The organism is Pseudomonas sp. JAI111 (assembly GCF_024809425.1).
In the GTDB taxonomy this organism is placed as follows: domain Bacteria; phylum Pseudomonadota; class Gammaproteobacteria; order Pseudomonadales; family Pseudomonadaceae; genus Aquipseudomonas.
This window is the reverse complement of sequence record NZ_JANUCB010000002.1, coordinates 285,886-300,046: the sequence shown is the minus strand read 5'-3', so window position 1 is coordinate 300,046 and position 14,161 is coordinate 285,886. Positions and strand designations below refer to the sequence as shown.

The window sequence follows — 14,161 nt, the reverse complement described above, 5'->3', positions numbered from 1 at the left end:
CCCGCATGATCACCATGCGGGCCTTTTGCGTTTCCAGCCTGGAATCAGTGCTTCGGCTCGTCGTTCGACATCGCCAGCAGCTGTTTTTCCTGGTTCCAGTCGAACGGTTCGTCGTTCTGCTCGGCTTCGAAACGACGTTCTTCCAGCGCCTGGTACAAGTCGATTTCATCATCGGGCATGTAATGCAGGCAGTCCCCGGCGAAGTACCACAGCAGGTCGCGAGGGACCAGATGGGCGATTTGCGGGTAACGGGTGATCACCTGGCACAGAATGTCCTGGCCCAGGTATTGGCTTTCGATTGGGTCGACCGGCAGTAATGCACGCAGTTCGTCGAAGCGCTCCAGGAACAAGGCATGGCTTTCTTCGGGAACCTGTTCGGCCTCACCCACGGCGACCAGGATGCTACGCAAGTGGTCAAGCAAGACGAGATGATCGGCAACGACGTTGGACACGAGATAAGTCCTCAAGAGCAAAACGGGCGCGGGAGTATAAAGCCCCCGCGCCCATTTTTACATGATAGTCGACTTGATCAGCGGACCTTTCCGTCGGCCCGCGCCAGCTCTTCCTTGGCGAAATCATCGACGTCGATCACCTTGCGCCGCGCTGCTTCGGCCTCACGCAGGGAATGCGCCTCACCCGCCTGCAATACTCCGGCTTCCAGCGCCGCATCGATCGCGTGTTCCCCGGCAGCCGGTTTGACCTGGCCACTTTTGAGCGCCACGTGCAGCTTTTTCTGCAACGGTTGAGCGGCGTTCAACAGGTTGCATGCGTGTTGGAGCGCTCCGACGGCGTCATCGGCCGATTGCGGACGGTAGCAACCGGCCAGCAACTCTTCGAGCGTCGGATCGCCCTTGGCCCGGCCAATCACTGCGGCCACTTCGGCAGCGAGTTTGTCTGACGGACCTTTGTGGCGACGACCCAGCGGGAACACGATAACGCGCAACAGGCAGCCCAGTACCTTGTTCGGGAAGTTGCTCAGCAACTCATCCAGCGCTCGTTCCGACTGGCCAAGACTCTCTTCCATGGCCCAGGTAAACAGCGGCGCCATATGCTCCGGCGAGTCGAGGTCGTGGTAACGCTTGAGCGCGGCGGAGGCGAGGTACATGTTGCTGAGCACATCCCCAAGCCGTGCCGACAGGCGTTCGCGACGTTTCAGCTCACCGCCCAGCAGCATCATGCTCAAGTCCGCGAGCATGGCGAACGCGGCGGCCTGACGATTGAGGGCACGGAAGTAACCCTGGCTGAGCTTGTTGCCTGGCGCGTGTTCGAAGTGTCCGAAGCCGAGGTTCAGCACCAGGGTGCTGGCGGCGTTGCTCACGGCGAAACCGATGTGCTTGAGCAGCAGGCCATCGAATTCGGTGAGGGCCTGGTCCTTGTCTTCACGACCGGCGAGGGCCATTTCCTTGAGCACGAACGGATGGCAGCGAATGGCGCCCTGGCCGAAGATCATCAGGTTGCGCGAGAGAATGTTGGCGCCTTCCACGGTGATGAAAATCGGTGCGCCATTCCAGCTGCGACCCAGGTAGTTGTTCGGGCCCATGATGATCGCCTTGCCGCCATGAACATCCATGGCGTGGCTGATGCATTCGCGGCCGCGTTCGGTGAGGTGGTATTTGAGAATCGCTGACAGCACCGACGGCTTCTCGCCGAGGTCGACTGCGTTGGCGGTCAGCATCCGCGCTGCGTCCATCATCCAGGCGTTGCCACCGATACGCGCCATGGCTTCCTGAATGCCTTCGAATGCGGACAGCGGCACGTTGAATTGTTCGCGAACCTGCGCATATTGGCCGGTCACCAGGCTGGTGAATTTGGCGGCGCCGGTGCCGACCGCCGGCAGGGAAATCGAACGCCCGACCGACAGGCAGTTCATCAGCATCATCCAGCCCTTGCCGAGCATTTCCTGGCCGCCGATGAGGAAGTCCAGCGGCACGAATACGTCCTTGCCGGAGTTCGGACCGTTCATGAACGCTGCACCTAACGGCAGGTGGCGGCGGCCGATTTCAACACCGGCGGTGTCCGTCGGGATCAGCGCCAGGCTGATGCCCAGGTCTTCCTTGTCACCGAGCAAATGATCCGGGTCATAAGCCTTGAAGGCCAGGCCAAGCAGGGTCGCCACTGGACCCAGGGTGATGTAACGCTTTTCCCAGTTAAGGCGCAGGCCGAGGGTTTCCTTGCCTTCCCATTCACCTTTGCAGATCACCCCGGTGTCGGGCATGGCTCCGGCGTCGGAACCCGCCAGTGGCCCCGTCAATGCGAAGCAGGGAATGTCGTCGCCGCGGGCCAATCGTGGCAGGTAATGGTTGCGCTGTTCCTCGGTGCCGTAATGCAGCAGCAGTTCGGCCGGGCCGAGGGAGTTGGGGACCATCACGGTGGACGCAAGATCGCCGCTGCGAGTCGCCAGTTTCATCGCCACCTGGGAGTGGGCATAGGCCGAGAAGCCCTTGCCACCAAACTCCTTGGGGATGATCAGCGCAAAAAAACCGTTTTCCTTGATGTGAGCCCAGGCCTCGGCGGGCAAGTCCATGTCTTGCCCGATCTGCCAGTCGGTGACCATTGCGCAGAGCTCTTCGGTCGGACCGTCGATAAAGGCCTGTTCTTCTTCACTCAACTGCACCTTTGGATAAGACAGCAGCTTGTCCCAGTCCGGGCGACCGCTGAACAGTTCGCCGTCCCACCACACCGTGCCGGCGTCTATTGCATCGCGTTCAGTCTGTGACATGGGCGGCAGGGTTTTCTGAAACCAGTTGAACAGCGGCGCGCTGAAGTATTTGCGACGCAGGTCGGGCAGCAACAACGGCGCCGCGACGGCAGCGATCAACACCCAGAGAACCAGCAGCAGCCAGCCAGGCGCGCGGCTGAAGGCGCCCATCGCGACGACAAAGACCGCGACGATGCACAGGGCGGGCAGGGGGGCGATGCGGCGGTGCGCCAAATAGGCTATCCCGACAACCAGAACCAGTATCCACAACAGCAGCATATTTAATCCTCCGTGAACCAAGGCAAAACCAACCTTCAGAGCTTAGACGGCATCCGCAAAACAGGGTGGTCGGAGCGAGGTGATTGAATTCGTGGGAAATCATGGGTGAGTTTTGTAGGTTGGGTTGGAAACACGCCCGTTAAATCGTTCGTTTCCTACGCGGCTATACGCCCATGTTTGGCTGAAACGTCGTTATCTCTGTGCTGATGGTCTCGCTAGACTCGTGGCTTCCCCCAGGAGATTGTTCTCATGCACGAGTACCTGACACCCGGTCGCTTCATCGATAGTGACCACCCGTCGGTGGTGGAGTTCGCCGAAAAACATCGCGGTGCCAGTCGCGACCCGCTCGAGCAGGCGATCAATCTCTATTACGCAGTACGCGAAGCCGTGCGCTACAACCCCTACACCTTCAGTCGCGACCCGCAGACCTTGCGCGGCAGTCATGCGTTGGCGACCGGGGAGAGCTATTGCGTGCCCAAAGCCACGCTGCTCGCAGGCGCCGCGCGCCATTGCGGCATCCCGGCGCGTATTGGCCTGGCGGATGTGCGCAACCACTTGTCGACGCCGCGTTTGCTCGAGCTGCTCAGAAGCGATGTGTTCGCCATGCACGGTTATACCGAGCTGTACCTGAACGAACGCTGGGTCAAAGCCACACCGGCCTTCAACCAGAAACTCTGTGAATTGTTCAATGTGGCGCCGCTGGAGTTTGACGGGATCAACGACAGTGTTTTCCATCCCTTCAATCGCGATGGCGAACAACTGATGGAGTACCTGATCGACCACGGCCAGTTCACCGATGTGCCCGAAGCATTTTTTTTCGAGCACCTGGAAAAGTGCTATCCGCACCTGTTCAGCGACACACTGCCCGTGCTCTTGGGTGATATGCAGAGCGATTTGAGCCGCGCCTGATCCGGCGTATGCTGCCTGCGCATTCATCCATAAAGAGGCAGTCATGCTGAAGATCTGGGGTCGGAAAAACTCGTCGAATGTCAGAAAACCATTGTGGGCCGCCGAAGAGCTGGGCCTGGCTTACGAGGCCATCGATGCGGGCGGGGCCTTTGGCGTGGTGGATACGCCTGAGTATCGCGCGATGAATCCCAACGGCCGCGTGCCGGTGATCGAGGACGACGGCTTTGTGCTGTGGGAATCCAACGCCATCGTGCGCTACCTGATGGCTCGTCACGCCAGCGACACGGCCTGGTATCCAGCGGATTTGAAAGCTCGTGCCTCGGCCGACAAGTGGATGGACTGGACCACTTCGAGTTTCGCCGGCCCGTTTCGCACGGTGTTCTGGGGTGTGTTGCGCACGCCCAAGGATCAACAGGATTGGACCGCGATCAACGCCGCAATAAAAGAATGCGATGGCCTGCTGTCGATGGCCGACCAGATGCTGGCGACCCAACCGTACTTGTCGGGTGACGCCATTGGCATGGGCGATATCCCGCTCGGCAGTTTCATTTATGCCTGGTTCGAGATGCCGATCGAGCGTGCGCCGCAACCCAATCTTGAAGCCTGGTACGCCCGACTTAAGCAGCGGCCGGCGTATCAGAAAGCGGTCATGACCGCGTTGACTTAATACTCACTATCGACACACTTGACTGTACTTGTGTGGCGGCGACACGCACCATTGCGCTCAAGTGCCGTGGTTGTATTAGTCGCCGCCCGCCCTTATTTATCCCTTTCTTCCCTTCTTGGTGCGTAATCAGATATGAGTTCCGCTCTGTCCATCCGGCAGCTAACCAAAACCTACGGCAACGGTTTCCAGGCCTTGAGTGGTATCGATCTGGACGTCGCCGAAGGTGACTTTTTCGCGTTGCTCGGCCCCAACGGCGCGGGCAAATCCACGACCATCGGCATTCTCTCGACCCTGGTGAACAAGACCAGCGGCACGGTGAATATCTTCGGTCACGACCTGGACAAGAATCCTGCGCAGCTCAAGCGCTGCATCGGCGTGGTGCCCCAGGAATTCAACTTCAACCAGTTTGAAAAGACCTTCGACATTGTCGTGACCCAGGCCGGTTACTACGGCATCCCGCCGAAAATCGCCAAGGAACGCGCCGAGCAATACCTGACCCAACTCGGTCTGTGGGACAAGCGCGATGTGCCGTCGCGTTCACTGTCCGGCGGTATGAAGCGTCGATTGATGATCGCTCGCGCACTGGTTCACGAACCGCGCCTGCTGATCCTCGACGAACCGACGGCGGGGGTGGACATCGAACTGCGTCGCTCGATGTGGACGTTCCTCACCGAGCTGAACCAGAAAGGCATCACCATCATCCTTACCACGCATTACCTGGAAGAGGCTGAGCAGTTGTGCCGCAACATCGGCATCATCGACCACGGCACCATCGTCGAGAACACCAGCATGAAACAGTTGCTGGGCCAGTTGCATGTGGAGACCTTCTTGCTGGATTTGAAGAACGGCTTGGGCGTTGCACCGCAGTTGATCGGTTACCCGACGCGGTTGCTCGACGGTCACACGCTGGAAGTCCAGGTGGACAAGGCCATGGGCATCACGTCGCTGTTTACCCAATTGGCGCAGCAGAACATCGAAGTGCTGAGCTTGCGTAACAAAACCAATCGCCTTGAGGAGTTGTTCGTGTCCCTGGTGGAGAAAAATCTGTCGAAGGTGGCGGTATGAGTTCCGAGCTGCAACCCAACCTCGTCGCCCTCAATACCATCGTTTACCGTGAGGTTCGCCGCTTCACTCGGATCTGGCCGCAGACCTTGCTGCCCCCGGCCATCACCATGGTTTTGTACTTCGTGATCTTCGGCAATCTGATCGGCAAGCAGATTGGCGGCATGGGTGGTTTCACCTACATGGAGTACATCGTTCCGGGGTTGATCATGATGTCGGTGATCACCAACTCCTACGGCAACGTGGTGTCGAGTTTCTTCGGTAGCAAGTTCCAGCGTTCCATCGAGGAATTGATGGTGTCGCCGGTGTCGCCGCACACCATTCTGATCGGCTACACCCTCGGCGGCGTCCTGCGTGGCTTGATGGTCGGGGTCATCGTGACGATGCTGTCGCTGTTCTTCACCGATTTGCAGGTCCATCACCTGGGCGTGACCATTCTGGTCGTGGTGCTGACGGCAACGATCTTCTCGCTGCTGGGTTTCATCAACGCCGTGTTTGCGCGCAACTTCGATGATATTTCGATCATCCCGACCTTCGTGCTGACACCGCTGACGTACCTGGGCGGGGTGTTTTACTCGATCAGCTTGCTGCCGCCGTTCTGGCAGACCGTGTCCCTGGCCAACCCGGTACTGCACATGGTCAACGCCTTCCGTTACGGTATTCTTGGCGTATCTGATATCAAGATCAGCGTGGCGATTACCTTCATGCTGGTGGCGACCGTTGCGTTGTATATCGGTTGTGCGCGGTTGCTGGTCAGTGGGCGCGGCATGCGTACCTGATCAAGACCGAGTCGCCCCTTTCGCGGGCAAGCCCGCTCCCACAAGACCTCTGGTGTCAGTGCGATTTGTGCTACTCAGCAGATCCCTGTGGGAGCGGGCTTGCCCGCGATGGCGTCAGCCCAGACATTGCAAAAAAAACGGCCTCCAACACTGGAGGCCGTTTTGCATTTCTACATCCGGTTTTTCTTGCGCCGCGTCCATTGCCGCGCAACCCACCAACGCCAATACAGCATGGTCAGGCAATAGGCGAGGGCACCCAGCACCAGCCCTGTCACCACCGATCCCAGCAGGAACGGTTGCCACAGCGTCGACAGCTCGCCGCTGATCCATTCCCAGGTCAACTCGTCCGGCAAATGCCTGGCGGGAACGTCCATCAACCACGCCCCGGTCTGATAGGTGCAGAAAAACACAGCCGGCATGGTGATCGGGTTGGTCAGCCAGACCAGGCTCACGGCAATCGGCATGTTGCCGCGCACCATGATGGCGAGGATGGCGGCCACCAGCATCTGCAACGGAATCGGCAGAAACGCCGCAAACAAACCCACCGCCATGGCACGAGCGACCGAGTGACGGTTGAGGTGCCAGAGGTTCGGGTCATGCAGCAGGGTGCCGAGAAAGCGTAAGGATTTGTGTTCCCTGATGCTGGTCGGGTCTGGCATGTAACGTTTGAATAAGCGCCGGGGCATAAGGCTTCTCGGTCGGTTAAGGCGGCAAGTATGTCTGGATTCCATGAACGGCCCATTCAGACTTTGTGACAATTAATAACCGTGCCTGTGCGATCCGCCCGCTATGACTAGGGAGGGGACTCTCAAGGACGGGCTTATGCGCACAGGGATGATGGCGCTGGCGACGGGTTTGCTGGCGTTGCGTTTTTTACCGGAATTACCGCCGGTCTGGGTTTGGATGTTGCTGCCTGTGGTGGGGCTGATGCTGCTGCCGTTTCGCACGTACGCGCTGGCATTCTTTGTGTTCGGCTTCAGTTGGGCGTGCGCGAATGCACAGTGGGCGCTGGATGATCGTCTGCCGCTGAAGCTTGATGGTGAGACTCGCTGGGTCGAAGGGCGGGTGACAGGGTTGCCGCAGAATGCCGACGGTGTGGTGCGTTTTGAACTGACCGACAGTCAGTCGCGACGCACCCGCCTGCCCAGGCATTTACGCCTGGCCTGGTACGACGGCCCCGCCGTCAACGCCGGCGAACGGTGGCGGCTGGCAGTCAAGTTGAAGCGTCCCGCCGGGCTGCTCAATCCGCATGCGTTCGACTACGACGCCTGGTTGCTGGCGCAACGCATCGGTGCCACCGGGACGGTCAAGGCCGGGCAAAAGCTTGGCGATGCTCAATGGGCCTGGCGCGACAACATTCGTCAACGCCTGCAGGCCGTGGATGCACAAGGTCGAACGGGGGCGCTGACGGCCTTGGTGCTGGGGGATGGCGCCGGGCTGAGTCGCGAGGATTGGCAAGTCCTGCAAGACACCGGCACCGTACATCTGTTGGTGATTTCCGGGCAACACATCGGGTTGCTGGCGGGATTGGTGTATCTGCTGATCGCCGGGCTGGCTCGTTATGGCCTGTGGCCGAATCGTTTGCCCTGGCTGCCGTGGGCGTGTGCGCTGGCGTTCGCCGCCGCGCTCGGTTACGGGCTGCTGGCCGGTTTCGAGGTGCCGGTGCGGCGCGCGTGCGTGATGATCGGCCTGATACTGTTATGGCGGCTGCGGTTTCGTCATCTCGGTGCGTGGTGGCCGCTATTGCTGGCGCTTGACGCGGTGTTGCTGCTGGACCCGCTGGCCAGCCTGCAACCGGGTTTCTGGTTGTCTTTCGCCGCAGTGGCCGTGCTGATCTTCACTTTTGGTGGACGGCTCGGGCCTTGGCGATGGTGGCAAACCTGGACCCGTGCGCAATGGCTGATCGCGATCGGTTTATGTCCGTTGCTGCTGGTGCTCGGCTTACCGATCAGCATCAGTGGCCCGCTGGTCAACTTGCTGGCGGTGCCCTGGATCAGTCTGGTTGTGCTGCCACCGGCCTTGCTGGGCACGCTGCTGTTGCCAGTGCCTTATGTGGGCGAGGGGCTGTTGTGGCTGGCGGGCGGTCTGATTGACTGGCTGTTCAAGGGACTGGCGTTGATGGCGGGCCGGTTGCCTGCGTGGGTGCCAGCAGCGATCCCGCTGTGGAGTTGGGCGCTTGGCACGCTGGGGGCCATTGTTCTCTTGCTGCCCAAAGGTGTGCCGATGCGGCCGCTGGGTTGGCCGTTGCTGTTGCTGCTGGTTTTTCCACCTCGAGAACTGGTGCCTGCCGGCTTGGCCGAAATCTGGCAACTGGATGTCGGCCAAGGGTTGGCCATTCTCGTGCGCACGCGTCATCACACCTTGTTGTACGACACCGGCCCGCGTTTCGGCGATTTCGACCTGGGGGAGCGGGTGGTGCTGCCGTCGTTGCGCAAACTGGGCGTGGACGGGCTCGATATGATGCTCATCAGTCACCCCGACGCGGATCACGCCGGCGGCGCGCGAGCGGTGGCCAACGGATTGCCGGTGACCCGGGTCCTCGGCGGCGATCATCAGGCGCTGCCGGCCGAGCTACAGGCCGAAGCCTGTGAAAGTGGTCGGCGATGGACCTGGGACGGCGTGAACTTCCAGCTCTGGCAATGGGCTGCCGCCAGCGACAGCAATCAGAATTCCTGCGTCTTGCAGATCGAAGCCAACGGTGAGCGATTGCTGTTGACCGGCGATATAGATGTCGCCGCCGAACGGGCGTTGCTCGACAGTCCACTCGCGGTGCCCACCGATTGGCTGCAATCACCGCACCACGGCAGCCGCAGTTCGTCGTCAATGGCGCTATTGACCGTGCTTGAGCCCCATGCAGTGCTGATCTCCCGTGGCCAGGGCAATTCCTTTGGCCATCCGCATCCCACGGTCATGGCGCGCTATCAAAAGCGTGGCATGGCGATCTATGACAGCGCCGACCACGGCGCCATTCGTCTGCAACTCGGACGCTTCAAACCGCCCTGGTCGATGCGTCTGCAACGGCGTTTCTGGCGCGATTCGCCGCCGCTCAGCCAATAACCCGCAGTTATTACAGACCGACCGGATGCGACATCACGGTCTTCGGTGCATCCACCCCCTATGTTAGAGTGGCGCACTTTTTCGAGGGGACTGTCACTGTGTGGGAATTGGTCAAATCCGGCGGCTGGATGATGCTGCCGATCATTCTGAGTTCCATCGCGGCCATGGCAATCGTCGCCGAGCGTCTCTGGACCCTGCGTGCCAGCCGTGTAACCCCGGAGCATCTGCTCGGGCAGGTCTGGGTATGGATCAAGGACAAGCAACTCAACAAAGAAAAACTCAAGGAACTGCGCGCCCACTCACCGTTGGGCGAGATCCTGGCAGCCGGCCTCGCCAACTCCAAACATGGTCGAGAGATCATGAAAGAGTGCATCGAAGAAGCCGCTGCGCGGGTGATTCATGAGCTTGAACGCTACATCAATGCGCTGGGCACCATCGCCGCCATGGCCCCTTTATTGGGGTTGCTGGGTACGGTGCTGGGCATGATCGATATTTTCAGTTCGTTCATGGGCACGGGCATGACCACCAATGCCGCAGTGCTGGCCGGCGGTATTTCCAAAGCCCTGATCACCACGGCTTCGGGCCTGATCGTCGGTATCCCGTCGGTCTTCTTCCACCGGTTCCTGCAACGGCGCATCGATGAGCTGGTGGTGGGGATGGAGCAGGAAGCGATCAAACTGGTCGAGGTCGTGCAGGGTGACCGTGACGTGGACCTGTCCGAGGGCAAAAAAGCGTGAAATTCCGCCGCAAGCAACGGGAGAACGTGGACATAAATCTCGTGTCGCTTATCGACGTGGTGTTTGTCCTGCTGCTGTTTTTCGTCGTGACCACTACGTTTACCCGTGAAACCCAGCTACGTGTCGAACTGCCGGAAGCGGTCAGCGGTTCGCCGGCAGAAGATCAGCAGATCAAGCAACTGGATATCGCCATCAATGCCGAAGGCGCGATCTCGGTGAACAATCAGGTGTTGCAGAAAAACGATCTGGCGACCCTGATGGACGCGTTGCAAAAAGAATCCAATGGCGACACCAACCTGCCGCTGTCCATCAGCGCTGACGGCAAGACCCAGCATCAATCCGTCATCACCGCCATGGACGCTGCGGGCAAGCTTGGTTTCAGCCATTTGCGCATGACCACGGTCGAGGCGGCGCCCGCGCCCTGATGGCCATGTCCGATCGTTTGCTCGCCGCGTGGTACGAAGGTCATCCGGCCCTGAAACTGTTACAGCCACTGGAGTGGCTGTATCGGCGCGTGGTCATGAACAAGCGCAAACGCTTTCTGGCGGGCGAGGGCGAGATCTATCAGCCTCCCGTGCCTTTGATCGTGGTCGGTAACATCACGGTCGGCGGCACCGGCAAGACCCCGTTGATTTTGTGGATGATCGAGCATTGCCAGCGCAGTGGCCTGCGGGTCGGCGTGGTCAGCCGGGGTTACGGTGCGAAGCCGCCGCAGCTGCCGTGGCGCGTCGAGGCGGATCAAGGCGCCGAAATGGCCGGCGACGAGCCGCTGTTGATCGTCCAGCGCACCGGCGTGCCATTGATGATCGACCCGGACCGTAGCCGCGCCGTCAAGGCTCTGCTGGCGAGCGAACCGCTGGACCTGATTCTCTCCGATGACGGTATGCAGCATTACCGCTTGGCTCGTGATCTTGAGCTGGTGCTGATCGACGCCGCGCGTGGCCTGGGCAATCGCCGTTGCCTGCCCGCCGGGCCGTTGCGCGAGCCGGTCGAGCGTCTGCAAAGCGTCGACGCGGTGCTGTACAACGGCGCGGCCAATGATCGCGAAGACGGTTTTGCCTTCCAGTTGCAGCCCACCGAATTGATCAATCTGCACAGCGGCGAACGGCGTCCTCTGGACCATTTCCCCCTTGGCCAGGCGCTGCACGCCGTGGCCGGGATCGGCAATCCCCAGCGTTTCTTCAAAACCCTCGAAACGCTACACTGGCAGCCAGTCCCGCATGCGTTTGCCGACCACGCCGAATACAGCGTGCAGGCCTTGAATTTCACGCCGTCGTTGCCGTTGGTGATGACTGAGAAAGACGCGGTCAAGTGCCGTGCTTTCGCCGGGACCGACTGGTGGTACCTGGCGGTCGACGCTGCGCCATCGCAGGCCTTCGTGGCCTGGTTCGATACACAATTGATGCGCCTGTTGCCAGATCGTCTTCTGCCTTAACCGTTTTTATCCAGGGAATGTACATGGACACCAAATTGCTCGATATCCTCGCTTGCCCGGTCTGCAAAGGTCCTCTCAAGCTCAGCGCCGACAAAACCGAGCTGATCAGCAAAGGCGCAGGTCTGGCCTACCCGATTCGTGACGGGATTCCGGTCATGCTCGAAACCGAAGCCCGCACCCTGACCACCGAAGAGCGCCTGGATAAATGACCACAGCCTTTACTGTTGTCATTCCATCGCGTTATGCCTCGACCCGCCTGCCGGGCAAGCCGCTGCTGTTGATCGCCGGCAAGCCGATGATCCAGCACGTCTGGGAACAGGCTAGCAAAAGCAGTGCCCAGCGGGTCGTGGTCGCCACGGATGATGCGCGCATCGTCGAGGCCTGCAACGCCTTTGGCGCAGAAGTGGTGCTGACCCGTGAAGATCATAATTCCGGCACCGACCGTCTGGCCGAAGTGGCGGCGAAACTGGGGCTGGCGCCTGACGCCATCGTGGTTAACGTCCAGGGTGACGAGCCGTTGATCCCGCCGAGCGTGATCGATCAGGTCGCAGCCAACCTGGCCGCGCACACCGAAGCGCGCATGGCCACGTTGGCGGAGCCGATCGAAGACATTGAAACCCTGTTCAATCCCAATGTGGTCAAGGTCGTCAGCGACCTCAATGGCCTCGCACTGACCTTCAGTCGCGCCACGTTGCCGTGGGCCCGGGATGCATTCGCCAAGAACCGTGAGCAATTGCCAGAAGGCGTGCCGTATCGCCGCCACATCGGCATCTATGCCTACCGCGCCGGTTTCCTGCATGACTTCGTCAGCTGGGGCCCATGCTGGCTGGAAAACACCGAATCCCTGGAACAGCTGCGTGCGCTGTGGCATGGCGTGCGAATTCACGTCGCCGATGCGCTGATCGCACCGCCGACCGGTGTCGACACGGTCGAAGACCTTGAGCGCGTTCGTCGCCTGCTGGAGGCCTGATGCGCGTTTTGTTCGTATGCCTGGGCAACATCTGCCGGTCTCCCACGGCCGAAGGTGTGCTGCGCCATAAACTGCGTGAAGCAGGGCTGGCCGATCAGATCGAAGTCGCTTCCGCCGGCACCGGCGACTGGCATGTCGGCAAGGCGCCGGACAAACGCAGCCAGGCGGCCGCAAAGCTGCGTGGTTACGATCTGTCCGCCCAGCGCGCCCAGCAAGTGACCCGCGCTGATTTCGCCGCGTACGACCTGATCCTGGCAATGGACAACAGCAACCTGCGCCACCTCAAGGCCCTGCAACCGGCCAAGGGCAAGGCGGAACTGGACCTGTTCCTTCGGCGTTATCAATCGGAACTCGATGAAGTGCCGGATCCCTATTACGACGGCGACCAGGGTTTCGAACAGGTGCTGGACCTGATCGAGCGCGCCAGTGATTTGCTGGTGATTGAATTGAAGGGGCGGTTATGAGTTTGCAGGTTCAACCTCAGGTTTCGCTCAAGCCGTTCAATAGCTTTGGTGTCGACGTCAAGGCGCGGTTGTTTGCCGAGGCACACAGTGATGCCGATGTGCGCGAAGCCCTGGCCTATGCGACAGCGCATGAGGTGCCGCTATTGGTAATCGGCGGTGGCAGCAACCTGCTGCTGACGGCCGATATCCCGGCGCTGGTGCTGCGCATGGCCACGCGCGGGATTCGGATCCTGAGCGATGACGGCAATAAAGTCGTCATCGAAGCCGAGGCCGGCGAACCTTGGCACCCGTTTGTGCAACACACCCTGGCGCAGGGTTTGGCGGGGCTTGAAAACCTCAGCCTGATCCCCGGCACCGTGGGCGCGGCGCCGATGCAGAACATCGGCGCCTATGGTGTCGAGATCAAGGACGTTTTCGCCGGCCTGACCGCGCTGGATCGCCAGAGCGGCGAGCTGCGGGACTTCACCTTGGCGCAGTGCAACTTCGCCTATCGCGACAGCGTGTTCAAACAGGAGCCGGGACGCTGGTTGATCCTGCGCGTGCGTTTCACCCTGGACCGCGCCGCACACCTGCACTTGGAATACGGCCCGGTGCGCCAGCGCCTGACCGAGCAAGGCATCGATCATCCGACCCCTACCGATGTCAGCCAGGCGATTTGCAGCATTCGCAACGAAAAGCTCCCGGACCCGGCTGTGCTGGGCAATGCCGGCAGCTTCTTCAAAAACCCACTGGTGCCGGCCGCGTTGGTCGCTCAGCTCAAAATCGAATACCCGGACCTGGTGGCCTACGCGCAGCCCGACGGGCAGATGAAACTGGCGGCGGGCTGGTTGATCGAGCGAGCGGGCTGGAAAGGCTTTCGAGACGGGGATGCCGGCGTGCATAAATTGCAAGCGCTGGTGCTGGTCAACTACGGCACTGCCACCGGCCTGCAATTGCTGAGTCTGGCGCAGCACATTCAGAAAGACATTTCAGAACGATTCAAGGTCAATCTGGAAATGGAGCCGAACCAGTATTGAAGCTACGCTTCAATGACTGATTTCAGAGCCCTACACACCTTCAAATGTGCAGGGCTTTTTTGTTAATGCTGAGTTAACTTAGCCACCT

15 protein-coding genes are annotated in these 14,161 nt (G+C 60.3%); 12 read left to right on the top strand and 3 right to left on the bottom strand.

Annotated elements, in window-relative coordinates; translation table 11 throughout:
* Positions 1–44 precede the first annotated feature (44 nt).
* Both HNR03_RS08985 and HNR03_RS08980 read right to left on the bottom strand, forming a co-directional pair.
* On the bottom strand, positions 45–452 hold the full coding sequence (locus HNR03_RS08985) for a PA2817 family protein (RefSeq protein WP_010461909.1): 408 nt from the start codon (positions 450–452) through the stop codon (positions 45–47).
* Between the two features lie 77 nt (positions 453–529).
* Positions 530–2,977, bottom strand: a complete 2,448-nt coding sequence (locus HNR03_RS08980; RefSeq protein WP_259152773.1) for an acyl-CoA dehydrogenase — start codon at positions 2,975–2,977, stop codon at positions 530–532.
* 249 nt (positions 2,978–3,226) lie between these two features.
* Between HNR03_RS08980 and HNR03_RS08975 the strand changes: the two genes are divergently transcribed.
* The 4 genes from HNR03_RS08975 (at position 3,227) to HNR03_RS08960 (ending at position 6,394) form a co-directional block, all read left to right on the top strand.
* Positions 3,227–3,886 (top strand): transglutaminase family protein, encoded by a 660-nt coding sequence (locus HNR03_RS08975; RefSeq protein WP_259152770.1) that lies wholly within the window; start codon positions 3,227–3,229, stop codon positions 3,884–3,886.
* A gap of 43 nt (positions 3,887–3,929) precedes the next feature.
* On the top strand, positions 3,930–4,553 hold the full coding sequence (locus HNR03_RS08970; RefSeq protein ID WP_259152768.1) for a glutathione S-transferase family protein: 624 nt from the start codon (positions 3,930–3,932) through the stop codon (positions 4,551–4,553).
* A gap of 132 nt (positions 4,554–4,685) precedes the next feature.
* Positions 4,686–5,618 carry an ABC transporter ATP-binding protein gene (locus HNR03_RS08965; RefSeq protein ID WP_222588006.1) on the top strand — a complete coding sequence of 311 codons (933 nt, stop codon included), beginning with the start codon at positions 4,686–4,688 and terminating at the stop codon, positions 5,616–5,618.
* Complete coding sequence (locus HNR03_RS08960) at positions 5,615–6,394, top strand: ABC transporter permease (protein ID WP_222588005.1); 780 nt, start codon at positions 5,615–5,617, stop codon at positions 6,392–6,394. Before HNR03_RS08965 ends, HNR03_RS08960 begins: the two co-directional genes overlap by 4 nt.
* Before the next feature lie 170 nt (positions 6,395–6,564).
* Here HNR03_RS08960 and HNR03_RS08955 read toward each other — a convergent pair whose 3' ends face one another.
* Positions 6,565–7,080: a DUF2062 domain-containing protein gene (locus HNR03_RS08955; RefSeq protein ID WP_208669424.1), complete on the bottom strand. Its 516-nt coding sequence runs from the start codon at positions 7,078–7,080 to the stop codon at positions 6,565–6,567.
* Between the two features lie 136 nt (positions 7,081–7,216).
* On the opposite strand from HNR03_RS08955, the gene HNR03_RS08950 reads away from it, so the two are divergent.
* The 8 genes from HNR03_RS08950 to murB all read left to right on the top strand — a co-directional run bounded on the left by HNR03_RS08950 (position 7,217) and on the right by murB (position 14,073).
* Entirely contained in the window at positions 7,217–9,451 is a 2,235-nt protein-coding gene (locus tag HNR03_RS08950) for a DNA internalization-related competence protein ComEC/Rec2 (protein ID WP_259152763.1), read from the top strand.
* Positions 9,452–9,549: 98 nt separating this feature from the next.
* Positions 9,550–10,188 (top strand): MotA/TolQ/ExbB proton channel family protein, encoded by a 639-nt coding sequence (locus tag HNR03_RS08945; protein ID WP_222588002.1) that lies wholly within the window; start codon positions 9,550–9,552, stop codon positions 10,186–10,188.
* Positions 10,185–10,613, top strand: a complete 429-nt coding sequence (locus tag HNR03_RS08940; protein ID WP_259152759.1) for a biopolymer transporter ExbD — start codon at positions 10,185–10,187, stop codon at positions 10,611–10,613. The genes HNR03_RS08945 and HNR03_RS08940 overlap by 4 nt, the downstream gene beginning before the upstream one ends.
* Complete coding sequence (lpxK, locus tag HNR03_RS08935; RefSeq protein ID WP_259152752.1) at positions 10,613–11,623, top strand: tetraacyldisaccharide 4'-kinase; 1,011 nt, start codon at positions 10,613–10,615, stop codon at positions 11,621–11,623. The genes HNR03_RS08940 and lpxK overlap by 1 nt, the downstream gene beginning before the upstream one ends.
* A gap of 23 nt (positions 11,624–11,646) precedes the next feature.
* Positions 11,647–11,832, top strand: a complete 186-nt coding sequence (locus tag HNR03_RS08930; RefSeq protein ID WP_090186803.1) for a Trm112 family protein — start codon at positions 11,647–11,649, stop codon at positions 11,830–11,832.
* A complete protein-coding gene (gene kdsB / locus HNR03_RS08925) occupies positions 11,829–12,593 on the top strand; it encodes a 3-deoxy-manno-octulosonate cytidylyltransferase (RefSeq protein WP_259152743.1) in 765 nt (254 codons plus the stop codon). The genes HNR03_RS08930 and kdsB overlap by 4 nt, the downstream gene beginning before the upstream one ends.
* Entirely contained in the window at positions 12,593–13,057 is a 465-nt protein-coding gene (locus HNR03_RS08920) for a low molecular weight protein-tyrosine-phosphatase (RefSeq protein WP_090186798.1), read from the top strand. The genes kdsB and HNR03_RS08920 overlap by 1 nt, the downstream gene beginning before the upstream one ends.
* Positions 13,054–14,073 (top strand): UDP-N-acetylmuramate dehydrogenase, encoded by a 1,020-nt coding sequence (gene murB / locus HNR03_RS08915; protein ID WP_259152739.1) that lies wholly within the window; start codon positions 13,054–13,056, stop codon positions 14,071–14,073. Before HNR03_RS08920 ends, murB begins: the two co-directional genes overlap by 4 nt.
* Positions 14,074–14,161 lie beyond the last annotated feature (88 nt).

Bases quoted from the DNA above. Each gene is read 5' to 3' on its own strand.
- HNR03_RS08930 (WP_090186803.1), top strand. From the start codon at position 11,647: ATGGACACCAAATTGCTCGATATCCTCGCTTGCCCGGTCTGCAAAGGT.
- HNR03_RS08980 (WP_259152773.1), bottom strand. From the start codon at position 2,977: ATGCTGCTGTTGTGGATACTGGTTCTGGTTGTCGGGATAGCCTATTTG.
- HNR03_RS08960 (WP_222588005.1), top strand. From the start codon at position 5,615: ATGAGTTCCGAGCTGCAACCCAACCTCGTCGCCCTCAATACCATCGTT.
- HNR03_RS08950 (WP_259152763.1), top strand. From the start codon at position 7,217: ATGCGCACAGGGATGATGGCGCTGGCGACGGGTTTGCTGGCGTTGCGT.
- HNR03_RS08920 (WP_090186798.1), top strand. From the start codon at position 12,593: ATGCGCGTTTTGTTCGTATGCCTGGGCAACATCTGCCGGTCTCCCACG.
- HNR03_RS08970 (WP_259152768.1), top strand. From the start codon at position 3,930: ATGCTGAAGATCTGGGGTCGGAAAAACTCGTCGAATGTCAGAAAACCA.
- lpxK (WP_259152752.1), top strand. From the start codon at position 10,613: ATGGCCATGTCCGATCGTTTGCTCGCCGCGTGGTACGAAGGTCATCCG.
- murB (WP_259152739.1), top strand. From the start codon at position 13,054: ATGAGTTTGCAGGTTCAACCTCAGGTTTCGCTCAAGCCGTTCAATAGC.
- HNR03_RS08965 (WP_222588006.1), top strand. From the start codon at position 4,686: ATGAGTTCCGCTCTGTCCATCCGGCAGCTAACCAAAACCTACGGCAAC.
- kdsB (WP_259152743.1), top strand. From the start codon at position 11,829: ATGACCACAGCCTTTACTGTTGTCATTCCATCGCGTTATGCCTCGACC.
- HNR03_RS08955 (WP_208669424.1), bottom strand. From the start codon at position 7,080: ATGCCCCGGCGCTTATTCAAACGTTACATGCCAGACCCGACCAGCATC.
- HNR03_RS08975 (WP_259152770.1), top strand. From the start codon at position 3,227: ATGCACGAGTACCTGACACCCGGTCGCTTCATCGATAGTGACCACCCG.